General features: G+C 41.9%; 14 protein-coding genes. All 14 read left to right on the forward strand.

All coding sequences use genetic code 11. From position 1 onward, the window contains the following. Positions 1 to 20: 20 nt before the first annotated feature. The 14 genes from BO15_RS0104045 (at position 21) to BO15_RS0104110 (ending at position 15,583) form a co-directional block, all read left to right on the forward strand. Positions 21 to 248: a hypothetical protein gene (locus BO15_RS0104045; protein ID WP_033152641.1), complete on the forward strand. Its 228-nt coding sequence runs from the start codon at positions 21 to 23 to the stop codon at positions 246 to 248. 135 nt (positions 249 to 383) lie between these two features. After that, positions 384 to 1,442 carry a phosphate/phosphite/phosphonate ABC transporter substrate-binding protein gene (locus BO15_RS0104050; protein ID WP_033152643.1) on the forward strand — a complete coding sequence of 353 codons (1,059 nt, stop codon included), beginning with the start codon at positions 384 to 386 and terminating at the stop codon, positions 1,440 to 1,442. Positions 1,443 to 1,523: 81 nt separating this feature from the next. Further along, the gene (gene phnC / locus BO15_RS0104055; RefSeq protein WP_033152645.1) at positions 1,524 to 2,297 is read left to right on the forward strand and encodes a phosphonate ABC transporter ATP-binding protein; all 774 of its coding nucleotides are present in this window, start codon (positions 1,524 to 1,526) and stop codon (positions 2,295 to 2,297) included. Between the two features lie 4 nt (positions 2,298 to 2,301). Next, complete coding sequence (gene phnE, locus BO15_RS0104060; protein WP_033152647.1) at positions 2,302 to 3,126, forward strand: phosphonate ABC transporter, permease protein PhnE; 825 nt, start codon at positions 2,302 to 2,304, stop codon at positions 3,124 to 3,126. Between the two features lie 12 nt (positions 3,127 to 3,138). Beyond that, positions 3,139 to 3,948 carry a phosphonate ABC transporter, permease protein PhnE gene (gene phnE / locus BO15_RS0104065; protein WP_033152648.1) on the forward strand — a complete coding sequence of 270 codons (810 nt, stop codon included), beginning with the start codon at positions 3,139 to 3,141 and terminating at the stop codon, positions 3,946 to 3,948. A gap of 11 nt (positions 3,949 to 3,959) precedes the next feature. Further along, entirely contained in the window at positions 3,960 to 5,492 is a 1,533-nt protein-coding gene (locus BO15_RS0104070) for a bifunctional metallophosphatase/5'-nucleotidase (protein ID WP_033152650.1), read from the forward strand. Between the two features lie 133 nt (positions 5,493 to 5,625). Further along, positions 5,626 to 6,129 carry a transcription elongation factor GreA gene (gene greA / locus BO15_RS0104075; protein ID WP_033152652.1) on the forward strand — a complete coding sequence of 168 codons (504 nt, stop codon included), beginning with the start codon at positions 5,626 to 5,628 and terminating at the stop codon, positions 6,127 to 6,129. Positions 6,130 to 6,146: 17 nt separating this feature from the next. Next, entirely contained in the window at positions 6,147 to 7,406 is a 1,260-nt protein-coding gene (locus tag BO15_RS0104080) for a tocopherol cyclase family protein (RefSeq protein ID WP_157752312.1), read from the forward strand. Positions 7,407 to 7,426: 20 nt separating this feature from the next. Continuing rightward, on the forward strand, positions 7,427 to 8,863 hold the full coding sequence (locus tag BO15_RS0104085; protein ID WP_033152654.1) for an aminoacyl-histidine dipeptidase: 1,437 nt from the start codon (positions 7,427 to 7,429) through the stop codon (positions 8,861 to 8,863). A gap of 29 nt (positions 8,864 to 8,892) precedes the next feature. Beyond that, entirely contained in the window at positions 8,893 to 9,966 is a 1,074-nt protein-coding gene (locus BO15_RS0104090; protein ID WP_033152656.1) for a 6-phosphofructokinase, read from the forward strand. Between the two features lie 33 nt (positions 9,967 to 9,999). After that, on the forward strand, positions 10,000 to 11,589 hold the full coding sequence (dnaX, locus tag BO15_RS0104095) for a DNA polymerase III subunit gamma/tau (RefSeq protein WP_033152657.1): 1,590 nt from the start codon (positions 10,000 to 10,002) through the stop codon (positions 11,587 to 11,589). Between the two features lie 15 nt (positions 11,590 to 11,604). Beyond that, positions 11,605 to 11,946, forward strand: a complete 342-nt coding sequence (locus BO15_RS0104100; RefSeq protein WP_028243206.1) for a YbaB/EbfC family nucleoid-associated protein — start codon at positions 11,605 to 11,607, stop codon at positions 11,944 to 11,946. A 3-nt stretch (positions 11,947 to 11,949) separates the two neighbouring features. Beyond that, entirely contained in the window at positions 11,950 to 12,549 is a 600-nt protein-coding gene (gene recR / locus BO15_RS0104105) for a recombination mediator RecR (RefSeq protein ID WP_033152660.1), read from the forward strand. Between the two features lie 22 nt (positions 12,550 to 12,571). Next, positions 12,572 to 15,583: a toll/interleukin-1 receptor domain-containing protein gene (locus BO15_RS0104110; RefSeq protein WP_033152661.1), complete on the forward strand. Its 3,012-nt coding sequence runs from the start codon at positions 12,572 to 12,574 to the stop codon at positions 15,581 to 15,583. Positions 15,584 to 15,590: the final 7 nt, after the last annotated feature.

The following is a 15,590-nucleotide window of genomic DNA, read 5'->3' on the forward strand; positions in this document are numbered from 1 at the left end:
GGAATTAGGGGAGGCACAACATGTTAGATGCTGAGACAAAACGAGATATAGAAGATCTCAAAAGAGAATTAAAAGCATTCGAGGACGAAGAGGCAAATCTTCTCAAGGAGCTTGAGACATTGCGTGCTCGAAAAAATGTCGTTAAGGACAAGCTAAAGGCCCTTAGCAATGATGACAAATATCAGCAGGACATGCTTAATATGGTCTATCAGCAAAGACGTGGAGCGTCCTCAAAATCAAAAGATTAAATTTTATAAAATTATGGCGTCACATAGGTGGCGCCATTTTTTGTATTTAAATAAAAACAGAAATTAAATCGTGCTTGCATATCCTTCTATAATAATGTAGCATAACAACGATAATTATATTCCAGGAGGGGAAAGATGAAGAAGTTTATTTCTAAAATGCTTGTTGGTGTCACAGCTATGTCATTATTAGTTGGATGCGGTAGTGACGCAGCAAAGACTGAGACAGCTCAGACAACAGACGCAGAAAGCGGAAATGTTAAAATTGACAAATTAACAATTGGTTTCGTACCATCACGTGAGCCAGACGAAATCGTTACAGCTACAGAGCCACTTAAGGAGCTCCTTACAAACGAGCTTGCAGGCCTTGGTTATGATATCGGCGAGGTAGATATCACAGTTGGAACTAGCTTTGAGGCAGTAGGAGAGGGACTTTCAGCTGGTACTATCGACGTTGGACTTATTCCAGGTGGTACATACGTATTATACGAAGATGGTTGCGATGTACTTCTTACAGCAACTAGAGATGGTCTTTCAATCGACAGCGATAATGCAAAGGATTGGAATGACAACAAGCCTACAGAGGCTACAACAGAGCAGGTAACATACTATAGAGCACTTATCATTGCAGGCCCTTCAGAGGCAGGTCAGGCTGTTGCTGAAAAGGTAAACAATGGAGAAGAGCTTACATGGGAAGATTTAGATGGACTTAACTGGAGCGTTATGAATTCTTCATCTCCAGCAGGATATATTTATCCTTCACTTTGGCTTCAGGACAATTACGGAAAGCACATTACAGATCTTTCACACACAGCTTTATCAGATAACTATGGTACAGCATTCTCAAGACTTGCATCTGGTCAGGTAGATGTACTTGTTACATACGCAGACGCAAGAAGAGACAACGAAGATAAATGGACATCAGAGTACGGCAGAAGCGCAAGCATCTGGGATGAGACAAATGTTATTGGTGTAACAGATGGTATCTACAACGATACAATCAGTGTTAGCAAGTCATCTCCAATCATGGACGATGCTTTCAAGGCTGCTCTTTCACAGGCCTTCATCAACATTGGTAACACAGATGCTGGTAAGGAAGTAATCGCTATCTACAGCCACAATGGTTATGTTGAGGCTAACTCAGAGGATTACGATTCAGAGAGAAAAGCTCAAGAGCTTATTATGTCATTACAATAATGTTTAATTTATTCGAATAATCGAACTATTAAAGGAAGATATTTCGGTATCTTCCTTTTTTTAAAGAAATGGAGTTATTAAATGATTAAATTTGAAGATGTTGGAAAAAAATATCCTAATGGTTTCGAGGGATTAAAGCATGTAAACCTTGAAATTGAGCAGGGGGAATTTGTTGCTATTATTGGACTTTCTGGTGCAGGTAAGTCAACACTTATCCGTACAATCAACAGAATGCACGATGTAACAAGCGGAAAGCTCACAGTAGATGATGTTGATGTTATGTCACTTTCAGGAAAGCAGCTAAGACGTTTCAGAAGAAAAATTGGAATGATCTTCCAATCATTCAATTTGATTACTAGAACTACAGTTATTAAAAATGTTTTAACAGCACTTGTACCAGACATGCCATGGTACAGATCAGTATTCGGTATTTATTCAAAGGAAGAAAAGTTACAGGCACTTGAGTGTCTTGATAAAGTAGGTATCTTGGATAAAGCATTCGTTCGTGCTGACCAGCTTTCAGGTGGACAGCAGCAGAGAGTAGCTCTTGCTAGAACACTTGCACAGAATCCAGCAATCATCCTTGCTGATGAGCCAGTTGCTGCACTTGATCCAGTTACTGCAAATCAGGTTATGGGTGATTTCAAGAGAATCAACGAGGACATGAACATTTCTATCTTAATTAACATCCACCACGTTGATTTAGCTCTCAAATATGCTAACAGAGTTGTTGGTATCAGAGCTGGTGAAATCGTTTATGATGGACCTGCCAGTGAAGTAACACCGGAGGTTTTAGCAAATATATATAATGGCAAAGTAGATGCCGAGGGTAACGTACAGGAAGAAGAGGAGTAAACGAATGAGTATTTATGATAAGGTTTTTAAACCTCACGTTTACACATTGCCTAATGGCAAATCCGTAGAGAAGAAAGCTTCCCGCGGCCCTGTTTACGCAATCATCATTTTGGCAATGTGTATTTTGTCAGTCAAGATTACAGGCTTCAACATGACAGTTTTAGCCCAGAGAATAGGAGAATTCTTCGTCATCATCGGCGATATGTTTAAGTCTCCTAGATTAGAATTTATGGATTACGTTTGGGGACCAATTTTCGACACTATCAAGATGTCACTTCTTGGTTCATTGGTAGGTTCACTTTTATCAGTGCCTTTCGCAATGCTTGCCAGCACAAACGTATGTCGCAACAAAGTAGTAGTTTCAATCGTTAGATTATTCTTTAGTATCGTAAGAACAATTCCTACTATCGTAACAGCTCTCGTAGCAACACTTATCGTAGGATTTGGTACACTTGCAGGTACTATTTCAATTGCAGTTTTCTCATTTGCTTACATTGGAAAGCTTACATACGAGGAAATTGAAACAGTAGATATGGGTTCATTTGAGGCAATGGAAGCTATGGGTGCAACACGTCCAATGGCATTCATTACAGCAATCATCCCACAGGTATTGCCATTCTTCTTATCTAACTGCCTCTTCAACTTCGAAGGAAATGTTAGATATGCAGCAGTACTTGGTTATGTAGGTGCCGGCGGTATCGGTATTATTCTTAACGAGCGTATTTCTTGGAGAGATTATCCAAGCGTTGGTATGATTCTTATAGCACTCTTCGTTACGGTATTTATCATTGAATCAATCAGCAGATATTTCCGTAAGAAATTGGTTTAATGGAGGTGCGTAATGAATAGTAGAATAGAACAAGCTTATGAAAAGAGACCCAAGAATTGGGTTTACAATACATGCATCGCTGTAATCACACTTGCTCTTATTGCGTGGAGCTGCAGTGCAGTAGAGGCAACAGGTGCAGCAGATGGAAGCAGCACAATTGCATGGAACATCATCAAGGGACTTTTTACACCTGACCTTGGATTTTTATTTGACTTTTCCACATCAGGCGTACCATATTTGATGCTTGAGACAATTTGTATTGCATTCCTTGGTACAATTGTAGGTGCTATCATTTCAATACCACTTGCTTTTGTTTCAGCAGTAAACTTAGTACCAAAGCCAATCGCGTTCATTGGACGAATCGTTCTTATGGCCATTCGTACAATCCCAGCATTTGTTTACGGTCTTATGTTTATCCGTGTTACAGGACCTGGTGCTTTCGCCGGTCTTCTCACAATGGGCGTTTGCTCAGTTGGTATGATTACAAAGATGTACACAGAAGCAATCGAGGATTTGGATATTCACGTTATCGAGTCACTTGATGCAGCAGGATGCAGCACATGGCAGAAAATCCGCTACGGTATTTTGCCACAGCTTATGCCAAACTTTGCATCAACAGCAATCTACAGATTTGATATCAACCTTAGAGATGCAACAATCCTTGGTTTAGTTGGTGCCGGTGGTTTCGGTGCTCCACTTATCTTTGCAATGAATGCATACAGATGGAACGAGGCAGGAGCAATCCTTGCTGGATTAATTATATTGATTCTTGTTATTGAGTACATCTCAACAAAAATCAGAACTAAGCTCACTAGAGGTTAAAGGAGGCAAATATGCGTATCTTATTTACATCTGATACACATGGTCATCTAAATCCTGTGAATTATGCGAAAAACTGCCCTGAGAACTCAGGGCTTTTTTGCATTTCTTCCCAGATAAAAAAAGACGATGATACATTGATTATTGACGGTGGCGATTCTCTCCAGGGAACTCCACTTATGACATATTATTTAGAGCACAAGGATGAATACAATTTCCATCCTATGGCCGAGGGCTTCAATGAAATGGGCCTTGATTACTACACATTTGGTAATCATGATTTCAACTTTGGTTATGATGCAATTGTGGATTATGCAAATAGCATGAATGCAACACTTGTATGTGCTAATGTTTTAGATAAGGGCGGCAAGCTTGATATTAAAAAGCACGTGATTCATACAATGGCAGACGGCACAAAGGTAGGAATCACAGGTGCAGTTACAGGCTATGTAAACGTATGGGAGCAGCCAGCAAATTTGGAGCTTCTCCAGGTGCTTGAGCCAATGGATGTGCTAAAAGAAGAGTATGAGTATCTCAAGGATAAATGCGATATCACTGTATGCATTTATCACGGTGGATTCGAAGAAGACTTAGCTACAGGAAAGCTTTTATCAGATACTACAGAAAATCAGGCATGCAAAATGGCCCGAGAGTTTGGCTTTGATATTTTACTCACAGGTCATCAGCATATGCCAGTTGAGGGTGTTGAAATTGATGGCACTTACGGTGTTCAGCCACCATCAAATGCCACAAAGTTCTGCGAGCTACAGGTTGTAAGGGGCGATGATGGACTTAGTATTTCATCTAAGCTTGTGGAGGTAAATCCTGTTGATGAAAGACTTCAGTACATTATCGATGAGCACGGTTTCATGGATGACTTAACTGACTGCGTAGAGGTTTGGTTGGATCAGCCAATCGGCTCATTGGAAAAGGAAATTGCTCCAGAGTCAAAGATAGATGCAGCAGTGAATGGCAGCAAGGTGGCAGCAATTTTCAACCAGGTGCAGCTTGATTTCACAGGTGCAGATTTCTCATGCACTAGCCTTGCAAATGACCCACTTGGACTAAAGAAGGAGATTACTGTAAGAGACGTACTTGCAATTTATCAATTCGCAAATACGGTAGAAGTAAAGCAGGTAACAAAGGCAGTCATCAAGGAAGCATTGGAAAGATGTGCTGAGTACTTCGACTACGATGCTGCTACTAATGAAGTAAAGATTTCCAAGGTATTCCTTGAGCCAAAGGTAGAGCACTACAACTATGATTTCTACGCTGGCCTCGAGTACACATTTGATATCACTCGCCCAGTAGGAGATAGAGTTGTCACTCTCAAAAAGCTAGACGGAACAGAGCTTTCTGACACAGAAACCTACACACTTTCCACCAGTAACTACCGAGCAACAGGCACCGGCGGATACGAATGCATCGGCAATGCTCCATTGGCTCGCAGCTACTCAGAAGAAATGCCAGACTTGGTTATTGATTTCATCAGGAAGAACACTCCTGTCGGAGAAATTGTAAATAGCAAATTTAAGATTGTATATTAATAAGGTGGCGTCGCGTATAGCGGCGCCTTTTGATATTTGGCTATATTAGTTGAAGATTGCTTTTTAGATACAGCATCACTTGTGTTATAATACAGATTGAGAAATTATATAGTAAGAATTAGGAGGCAGTACAATGGGCGAGCGTCTTACAAAAGGAGATATAGAAAAGATTCAGGCCGAGATAGATGAGCGCAAGCTAGTTCTTAGACCAAAGTTATTAGAAGAAGTAAAGGAAACCAGAGCACAAGGGGATCTTTCCGAGAACTTTGAGTATCATGAAGCAAAACGAGCAAAGAATATGAACGATAGCCGTATACGTTATCTTGAAAAAATGCTTAAGTTTGCAGAGGTAGTAGATGATACAAGTGCAGATGATGAGATTGGTATAAATAATACAGTTACAATATACATTCCAGAGGATGATTGCGAGGAAACATATAAGCTTGTTACAAGCATCCGCGGCAATTCATTAAAGGGACTTATTTCCATAGAATCGCCTTTAGGTGCAGCCATCCGAGGAAAGCATGTTGGTGATAAAGCAACAGTAAAGGTTAATGACAGCTATTCATACGAGGTAGAAATTCGTAATATCGATAAGACTACAACTGATGAGGATGATCAAATCAAGCGTTATTAAACAGCGGGGACAGAATTATGGTAAAGGAAAAGATTAGTCAACTAGGGGAGACAGTTCTAGAAAAAATTGACGGCCTAGATGTAAAGGATAAGTTGCTGGAAGGCAGCTTTAATCACTCTGATATTTTGAGAAACAACTTCATGTTAAAGGGTGCCTTGGCCAGCGAGGGTTATGACTGGTGGTGGCACAGCTTCACAGGTCACAACAAAAAGACAGGTGAGGAAAAGGCATTCTTTATAGAGTTCTTTACAATCAATCCAGAGCTTGGTGGGGATGCGCCAGTGTTTGGCCAGCTTCCAGAAAATAAAGCAGCAGGCAAAAAGCCATCCTACATGATGGTAAAGGCAGGATGTTGGGGCGAGGGCGCAAAGCAGCTTCATCGTTTCTTTGGCTGGAACCAGGTCAACATAAAGGAAGATGCCCCATTTTTGATTAGCGCAGATAACTGCTTCTGCTCAGAGACACGTACCCTTGGTATGGTGGAAGTGACAGAGGAGGATGTAGCAAATCATCCAGAGTGGATGTGCCAGTCAGGCAAGATGATTTGGGACCTAAACATCGAAAAGAACATTGCCTTCAACGTGGGTTACGGCGCAAGCTGGGCATCGCGTGAATTGGAAGCCTTCGAAATGTTCTGGCATGCCGAGGGAATGAAGACATTCTTCAACGGCTCTGTTATATTAGATGGTGAAGAATATGTTGTAGATAAAGACAGCTGCTACGGCTACGCAGATAAAAACTGGGGAAAAGATTTCACATCCCCATGGGTATGGCTGGCAAGCTCTCATTTAAAGAGCAAGCTCACAGGTCAGTGGCTTGAAAATACAGCATTTGATATAGGCGGCGGACGCCCAAAGATTCGCACAGGAAAGACATTTGAAAATGTTATCCTTGGTGCAGTTTGGTATGAGGGCGAGCCATATGAGTTCAACTTCTCAAAGTTCTGGACTCTTACAAAGACAGATTTTGCTTGCACCACAGAGGGGGATGAGGTGGTTTGGAATATCACCCAGGAGACACCTCTTGCAAAGATAGAGGGCCACTTCACATGTCAGAAAAAGGACATGCTTCTTATTAATTACGAAGCGCCAAATGGAGAGAAGCGCCACAACAATCTTTGGAATGGCGGCAATGGCGTAGGCGAATTAAAGCTATACAAAAAGATTTTGAAAACCAAGGACAATGAGGATGGTTCTATGGCCAAATTCGAATGGGAATTGGTGGACGATATGGAAGCTTATAACATCGGATGTGAGTTCGGTGAATATGATAAATAAATAGTTAGGAGATTTATAAAATGGCAGTATTAAGCAATTGTAAGCCAGAGAGAGTATTTCATTATTTCGAGGAGATTTGTAACATCCCTCATCCAAGTTATCACGAGGAGAAAATCAGCGCATACTTAGTTGATTTCGCAAAGGCACACAATCTTGAGTATTATCAGGATGATTTATACAACGTAATCATGATTAAAGAAGCATCTGAGGGAATGGAGAATGCATCTCCAATCATCCTTCAGGGACACATGGACATGGTTGCAGAGCAGGATGATGACTGCAAGAAGGACATGCTTACAGAAGGCCTTGACCTTGAAATCGTTGATGGTTTCGTTACAGCAAAGGGCACAACACTTGGTGGCGACGACGGAATCGCTGTAGCAATGGCACTTGCAATCCTTGAGGACGAGGAGCTCAAGCACCCACGTATCGAGGTTATCATCACAGTATCAGAAGAAGTAGGTATGGAAGGTGCAGCAGGCATCGATGTTTCAATGCTCAAGGGCCGCAAGCTTCTCAACCTTGACTCAGAAGAAGAAGGACATTTCCTTGCAGGTTGCGCAGGTGGATGTCGTGTAGATGTAGAGTTCCCTGTAAAGAAGGAGTCTTTAAAGGGCGCACTTGTTTCAATTGAAGTAAAGAACTGCACAGGTGGACACTCAGGTGCAGAAATCGATAAGGGTAGAGCAAACGCTTCTTATGTAGCAAACAGAGTTCTTGCAGCAGGTCTTGAGGCTGGCGAGGTTTGCATCGTAGATTTAGTTGGTGGAACAAAGGACAATGCAATCCCACGTGCTACAAGCGCAAAGGTTGTTACAACTCCAGCAGCCATCGAAGCTATGACAAAGGAAGCAGCTGCAATCAAGAATGAGTTTGCAATCACAGACCCAGAGATGGAAATCGTTATCACAAACGAAGGTAATGTAGTAGTTGACGGTGTAAACGCTGCTCAGTCAGAGCGTTTCATCCAGCTCCTTCAGTGCATGCCAAACGGCGTTCAGACAATGAGCCACGATATCGAAGGCTTAGTAGAGACATCACTTAACCTTGGTATTCTTAATGTATTAGATGACGAAATCAAGTACTCATGCTCACTTAGAAGCTCAGTAGATAGCGCAAAGAACGCACTTATCCGCAAGGTACTTATGGTTGCAAAGGCATTCGGTTGCCAGACTTCAATCCACGGAGAGTACCCAGCTTGGGAGTACTTAAGAGAGTCTAGCTTCAGAGACGAGATGGTAAAGATTTACACAGATATGTACGGCGAGGCACCAACCGTAGAGACTATCCACGCAGGTGTTGAGTGCGGACTTTTAGCTTCAAAGCTTCCAGGACTTGATGCAGTTTCAATCGGACCAGAGATGTACGATATTCACACTCCAAAGGAGCGTTTATCAATTGCTTCAACAGAGCGTGTTTACAATTATGTAAGAAAAGTTATTGAGGATATGAACTAAAAACGTATCAAAATTAAGAGGAGGTTTTTATGTTGAGAATCGGAATGCTTACAAGTGGTGGAGATTGCCAGGCACTGAACGCTGCAATGCGTGGTGTTGTAAAGGGACTTGCTGCAAATGTAAAGGACCTGGAGGTGTACGGCTTCTTCAATGGCTACAAGGGTTTGATTTATGGGGACTACAGACTTCTTACTAGCCAGGACTTTTCAGGAATCCTTACACGAGGAGGAACAATCTTGGGCTCAAGCCGTCAGCCATTCAAGCTTATGCGTGAGCCAGATGAGAATGGACTTGATAAGGTAGAGGCTATGAAGTCAAACTACTACAAGCTCAATCTTAATTGCCTGGTTATCCTTGGTGGAAACGGTACTCAGAAGACAGCAAACCTCCTTCGCGAGGAAGGATTAAATATCATTCATCTTCCAAAGACAATCGATAACGATATCTTTGGAACAGATGTGACATTCGGATTCCAGAGTGCAATCGACATTGCATGTAACACAATCGACTGCATCCACACCACAGCATCATCACACAGCCGTGTGTTTATCGTAGAGGTAATGGGCCACAAGGTTGGTTGGCTCACCCTTTATGCTGGTGTTGCATCAGGTGCAGATATCATCCTGCTTCCAGAGATTCCATACGATATCAAGAAGGTCATTAAGGCCATCAATCATCGTGCGGAAGAAGGCAAGGGCTTCACAATTCTTGCAGTTGCCGAGGGTGCAATTTCCAAAGAAGATGCAAAGCTTTCAAAGAAGGATTACAAAAAGAAGCTTGAGACTTCGAAGTATCCATCAGTTTCTTACGAGATTGCAGACCGCATCCAGAAGGAAACAGGAATCGAAGTTCGTGTTACAGTTCCAGGTCATATGCAGCGAGGCGGAAGCCCAGATCCATATGATAGAGTGCTTTGCACACGCCTTGGTTCTGCAGCAGCCCAGGCTATCATGGATGGCGATTTTGGCAACATGATTGCAATGGTAGATGGCAAGACAAAGCGCATCCCACTTGAAAAGGTAGCAGGCAAGCTCAAGGTAGTTGAGCCAGATTGCCAGATGATAGAGGAAGCGAAACGAATCGGAATAAGCTTCGGCGACTAAGCCAGGCTAATAAATAATAGGTAGGTAATTGACATGTCTTATATGGCATTATACAGAAAGTTCCGTCCGCAGACATTTGACGATGTAAAAGGACAGGACCATATCGTTACAACTCTTCAAAACCAAATAAAAAGTGACCGTATAGGACATGCATATCTTTTTACAGGAACAAGAGGAACAGGTAAAACAACTATCGCCAAGATTCTCGCCCGTACAATCAACTGCGAGAACCCACAGAATGGTTGCCCTTGTATGGAATGTGCCATGTGTAAATCAATCACAGCCGGCAATTCCATGAACGTAATAGAAATGGATGCTGCATCAAACAACGGTGTAGACAGCATCAGACAGATTGTTGAGGAGGTGGCATACCCTCCCACAGAAGGAAAATACAAGGTATACATCATCGATGAGGTACATATGCTTAGTACCGGTGCTTTCAATGCCTTGCTGAAAACTTTGGAGGAGCCACCTTCTTATGTTGTGTTTATTTTGGCCACAACAGAAGTGCACAAGATTCCAATCACAATCCTTAGCCGATGCCAGCGTTACGACTTCCATCGTATTTCCATTGACACAATCGCTGCTCGTTTGCAGGAGCTGATGGATAAGGAAGGCGTGCAGGTAGAGGAAAAAGCCTTGCGTTACATCGCAAAGGCTGCAGATGGTTCAATGCGTGATGGCCTTAGTTTGCTGGATCAGTGTATCGCATTTTACATTGGTCAGACCCTTACATATGACAATGTGTTAAAGGTACTTGGTGCCATTGATACAGAGGTGTTCTCAAGATTGCTTCGTCATATCATTAATGGCGAAATCACCCAGTGCATTGGCATCCTTGAGGAAATCATCACACAGGGTCGCGATTTGAATCAGTTCGTAAATGACTTCACATGGTATTTACGAAACCTGATGCTTATCAAGAGCTCAGATGATATGGAAGATGTGCTTGAAATGTCTTCTGACAACCTGGCACTTCTAAAAGAAGAAGCCCAGATGGTTGACATAGAGATATTAATGAGATACATTCAAGTTCTGTCAGCACTTTCTAACGATATCAAGTACGCCAGCCAAAAGCGAGTATTGATAGAGATAGCCCTGATAAAGCTTTGCAAGCCACAGATGGAGCAGGATATTTCAGCGCTCAACAATCGAATGGCAAACCTTGAGAAAAAGGTGGAAGAGGGAGTGCCAGTAGTGATGGCAGCACCTCAGGCACAAGGCGCCACACCCAGTGCAGCTCCTGTAAAAAAGGAGCCATTACCAGCAGCAGTAAAAGAAGAGGTAAAGCAGGTGGCAAGCAACTGGAACGCAGTGCTTGGCAAGGTGGCACCTAATATAAAAATGTATTTGAAAGAGGTTACTACAGTCACAACTAACGACTTGGGTGAGCTTGTGCTGATATTTGACCAGCCAGCAGGTTCCGAGCGTATGGCAGGAGATTTTGTTAATCGCCCAGAAGTGCTGGATGAAATCGTGGCAGCAATCGAAGGCATGATTCACAAGACAGTAACCATTAAAGTAGAGATTAATTCCAGCGGTGTTAGTTCACAGAACACAAAGACAGACGTAAGAGACTACTTCGCGGGATTAGGTATAGAAATTGAAACTGACCCAGAGTAATAGGAGGATTTAAATATGGGAAAAGGAAGAGGCGGATTTCCAGGAGGAGCAATGGGTGGAGCCAATATGGCCAACCTTATGAAGCAGGCACAGCGTATGCAACGCCAGATGGAAGAGGCTCAGGCAAAGCTTGAGGAGACAGAAGTTACAGGCACAGCCGGTGGCGGTGTTGTTGAAGTTACAGTTACAGGTTCAAAGGAAATCACAAAGGTACACATCGATCCAGAAGCAGTAGATCCAGATGATGTAGAGATGCTTGAAGACCTTGTTATGGCAGCTACAAACGAAGCACTTCACAAGATTGATGAAATCACAGCAGCATCTATGCCAAAGATGCCAGGTGGACTAGGATTTTAATAGATGGAATATTACAGCAAAGAAATTAGCAACTTAATAGCGGAGCTAAGTGATTTGCCTAGTATTGGAAGTAAGTCAGCCCAAAGGCTGGCTTTCCATATATTAGGGATGGATGAGGAAAAGGTTAACGATTTGGCCAATGCAATCGTGCAGGCCAGGAAAAATGTGAGATATTGCAAGCAGTGTTTCACACTTACTGACGATGAGCTTTGCCCAATCTGCTCCAACCCAAAGCGCAACCAAAACATCATTATGGTTGTGGAGGATACCAGGGATTTGGCGGCCTATGAAAAGACAGGCAAATTCGAGGGCGTTTACCATGTGCTTCACGGAGCAATCTCCCCAATGGCGGGCATAGGCCCAGGAGATATAAAGCTAAAGGAATTGATGGTACGCTTGCAGCAGACAGATGTAGAGGAGGTCATCATCGCCACCAACTCATCATTGGAAGGTGAAACCACAGCGGCCTACATCAGCAAGCTGATTAAACCAACAGGCATCAAGGTGAGCCGAATTGCCTCCGGTGTTCCAGTTGGCGGAAACCTGGAGTACATCGACGAGGTCACATTGCTTCGAGCGTTAGACGGCAGAACAGAGTTATAGATAATAAAAGGGAAGAATGATTATGAAATACGATGCATTTATTAGCTACAGACATTTGGAGCGGGATATGTTTGTGGCAAAGAGAGTGCACAAGGCTCTCGAGACAACCAAGATTCCTAGAAAGATTCAGAAGGAAATTGGCAGAAAAAAGATAGATAGAGTTTTCAGAGACCAGGAGGAGCTTCCAATCGGAAGCGACCTGGGCTCTAATATTGAGGCGGCTCTTAGAGAAGCAGCCTTTCTAGTTGTCATTTGTTCTCCACAGACAAAAGATTCATATTGGGTAATGAAGGAAATCGACACCTTCATTGAGATGCATGGCCGTGAGAATATCTTAGCAGTGCTTGTAGATGGAGAACCAGCAGATTCATTTCCACCACAGCTTTTGACAGATGAAAATGGTAATCTTGTGGAGCCTCTTGCAGCAGATGTTAGAGGTAAAAGCAAGAAAGAGGTAAAGAAGAAGCTAAAAACAGAGACACTTCGTCTGGCTGCTTCTATTTTGCATGTAGATTATGACGATTTAAAGCAGCGTCATAGAGAGCGCCAGATGCGCCGAAACGTTGGAATCGCTGCATCTATCGCAGCCCTTGCAGTAGCGTTTGGCGGATACACAGCTTACAACCTTGCAAAGATAAACGAAGAGTACCAGCAGAAGCTTGTAAATGAAGCAAGAGTAATTGCAGCTACATCACTTGATGTGTTAGAAGATGGCGATGCCAAAACAGCAGCCTTAGTTGCAATGGAAGGAATCGGTACCGAAGAAAACGGCCGCCCATATGTGACAGACCCAGTGTTTGCATTGTCTCAGGCCCTTGGTACTTATAATCTAGGATTAAATCTGGAGCATGATTTAAAGCTGAATCACGATGTAAATATTTCTGATTTTGCCATTAATGAAGATGGCAACAGAGTCATATCAGTAGATAACAATAACAAGATTTATATCTGGAATTTGGATAACGGTGAATGCACTTTTAAAAAGCCGGTTGATGTTGTTGAAGAGGAAGATGACAGAATTAAGGCCGTAGGGTTCGCAGGAGATATTGCTGTTGTTGCGTCAGATTATTATCTTCGTGGCTATAATGACCAGGGTGAACTTCAGTATGAATATGCGCCTGAGGATGGCATCACATTTGCAAAAGTAGATGACTTTGGAAAGTATGTGGCTATAAAGTCTTCTCACTATGACGAAGAAACCTATGAAAGGTCCGATTTTATAGAAGTTGTGGATGCCACAACTGGTGAGTCTTTAAAGAAATATGAGAATCAGACAGGAGTGAGCTATGGCGCGGTTATGATGTTCAATAAGGATGGAGACACCCTGTATGTTGAACACTTGCCAGGTAACGACGAGGATCAAAACTACGCTTCTGTTATCAATCTTAAAACAGATACAATTATCGATGTCCCAGTAGAAGGTGGTGCAATACTTGATATCGCTCCTACAAAGGACGGAGATTTTGCAGTAGTCAGCATGAGCTATGATGCTATCACTACATTTGAAGACACTCCAATGCATCTTATCAAGTGCGATTCAAAAACTGGTGAAGTGAAATGGTCGAGAGATTTTGAACACAACGGTGACGCCCTTGATTCTAGCTATACAAAAATAGGAAGTAGAATAGTTGAGACAAACGGAGTAGAGTATCGCCAGTTATTTGTTAATACTTCAAAGAAAATGTTTACACTTGATTTGGATACTGGAGAAGAGGTTAGCTCATTCACTACTAACTCATACATTGAAAACTTCATGATGAGTGGAACTACACAATTGATTTTCGTAGGTACTTATGATGGAAAGTTTGCTTACTACGATGCACTGACTGGCGAGGTGAAAGACGATTTAATAGTCGATGTTGCAAGCTCGTTAGTTCAGTTTGATATAAAAAATGGTGTGTTTGTATCATCAGGATTCAGAAGTCCAAATCTTACTGTTTTGAAATTTAACGCAGATGAAGATTATGTTGCGAAAACGGAGATGGATTCCGGCTTCTATGGTGGAGCAGCGATGAGCCCTTCCGGGGACACATATGTATTGCAGACTAGCAACGATGCAGCCTCAAATGCATACACCTGTAGAGTCTTCGAAACAGCTACCGGCGAAGAAATTGGAACCATTGATATCGACGGTGGGCGATACGGAAAATTGTATTATATAGATGAAGATACAATCATCTTCCCAACTTATAGTGGGGCTGTAATATATTATTCAGTTAGCGATAAAAAGACTGAGGAAGTCAAAATATCAGAAGAAGATCTTATTAGTACTGATTATGCAATATCTACAAATTTGAAATATGTTGCTTATGGTGATGATAAGGAATTTTATGTAATCGATACACAAGCTCGAAAAATAATATACAGTGGAGAGGTTGATTTCAATTTCTGGAACATTGCTGTGTCAAATGACGGAAGAACGGTATATGGTATAGATGTTTATGGCAAAGCATACAAGGTTAATGCCATCTCAGGAAAGTCGAAACCAATTTTCGAGGATTACAAAGTAAATGATATTCAAACAAGTCAGGATGACAATATAATTGCTGTCATCACAGAAGATGGCTATTTGAGAGTTTATAACTGGGATACAAAAGAAGCTGAAAATACCATTGAATATTATGGTGATGACTATTCTTACGTGGAATTTTCAAAGGATAATAATCTGTTGTATTTACAGGGAGATGATTTGTATTTCCGCATATACGATAGACAACAGGATAAGAATGTGTTCCTGATGAACAACCAGATTAATGACTTGTCATATACCATTTATGATGAGGAAAAGAATCAATTATCTATTTTCAATTATACAGATATGTACATAATTGATTTGAATTCATATGGATTTTTGGATTATGCTGAGTACGGTAGATTATACATACCTCAGGCACAGGTAATTGTCAGCGCATATGGAACAACCATGATTGAGTTTAATGTTAAAACACAGGACGACTTAATTAAAAAGGTTAAAGAAAGATACGGTGACGCAGAGCTTACCGAATTACAGAAACTTAAATATTTAGTTCAATAACAGTAAA

Source organism: Pseudobutyrivibrio ruminis HUN009 (assembly GCF_000703005.1).
Lineage (GTDB): Bacteria > Bacillota > Clostridia > Lachnospirales > Lachnospiraceae > Pseudobutyrivibrio > Pseudobutyrivibrio ruminis_A.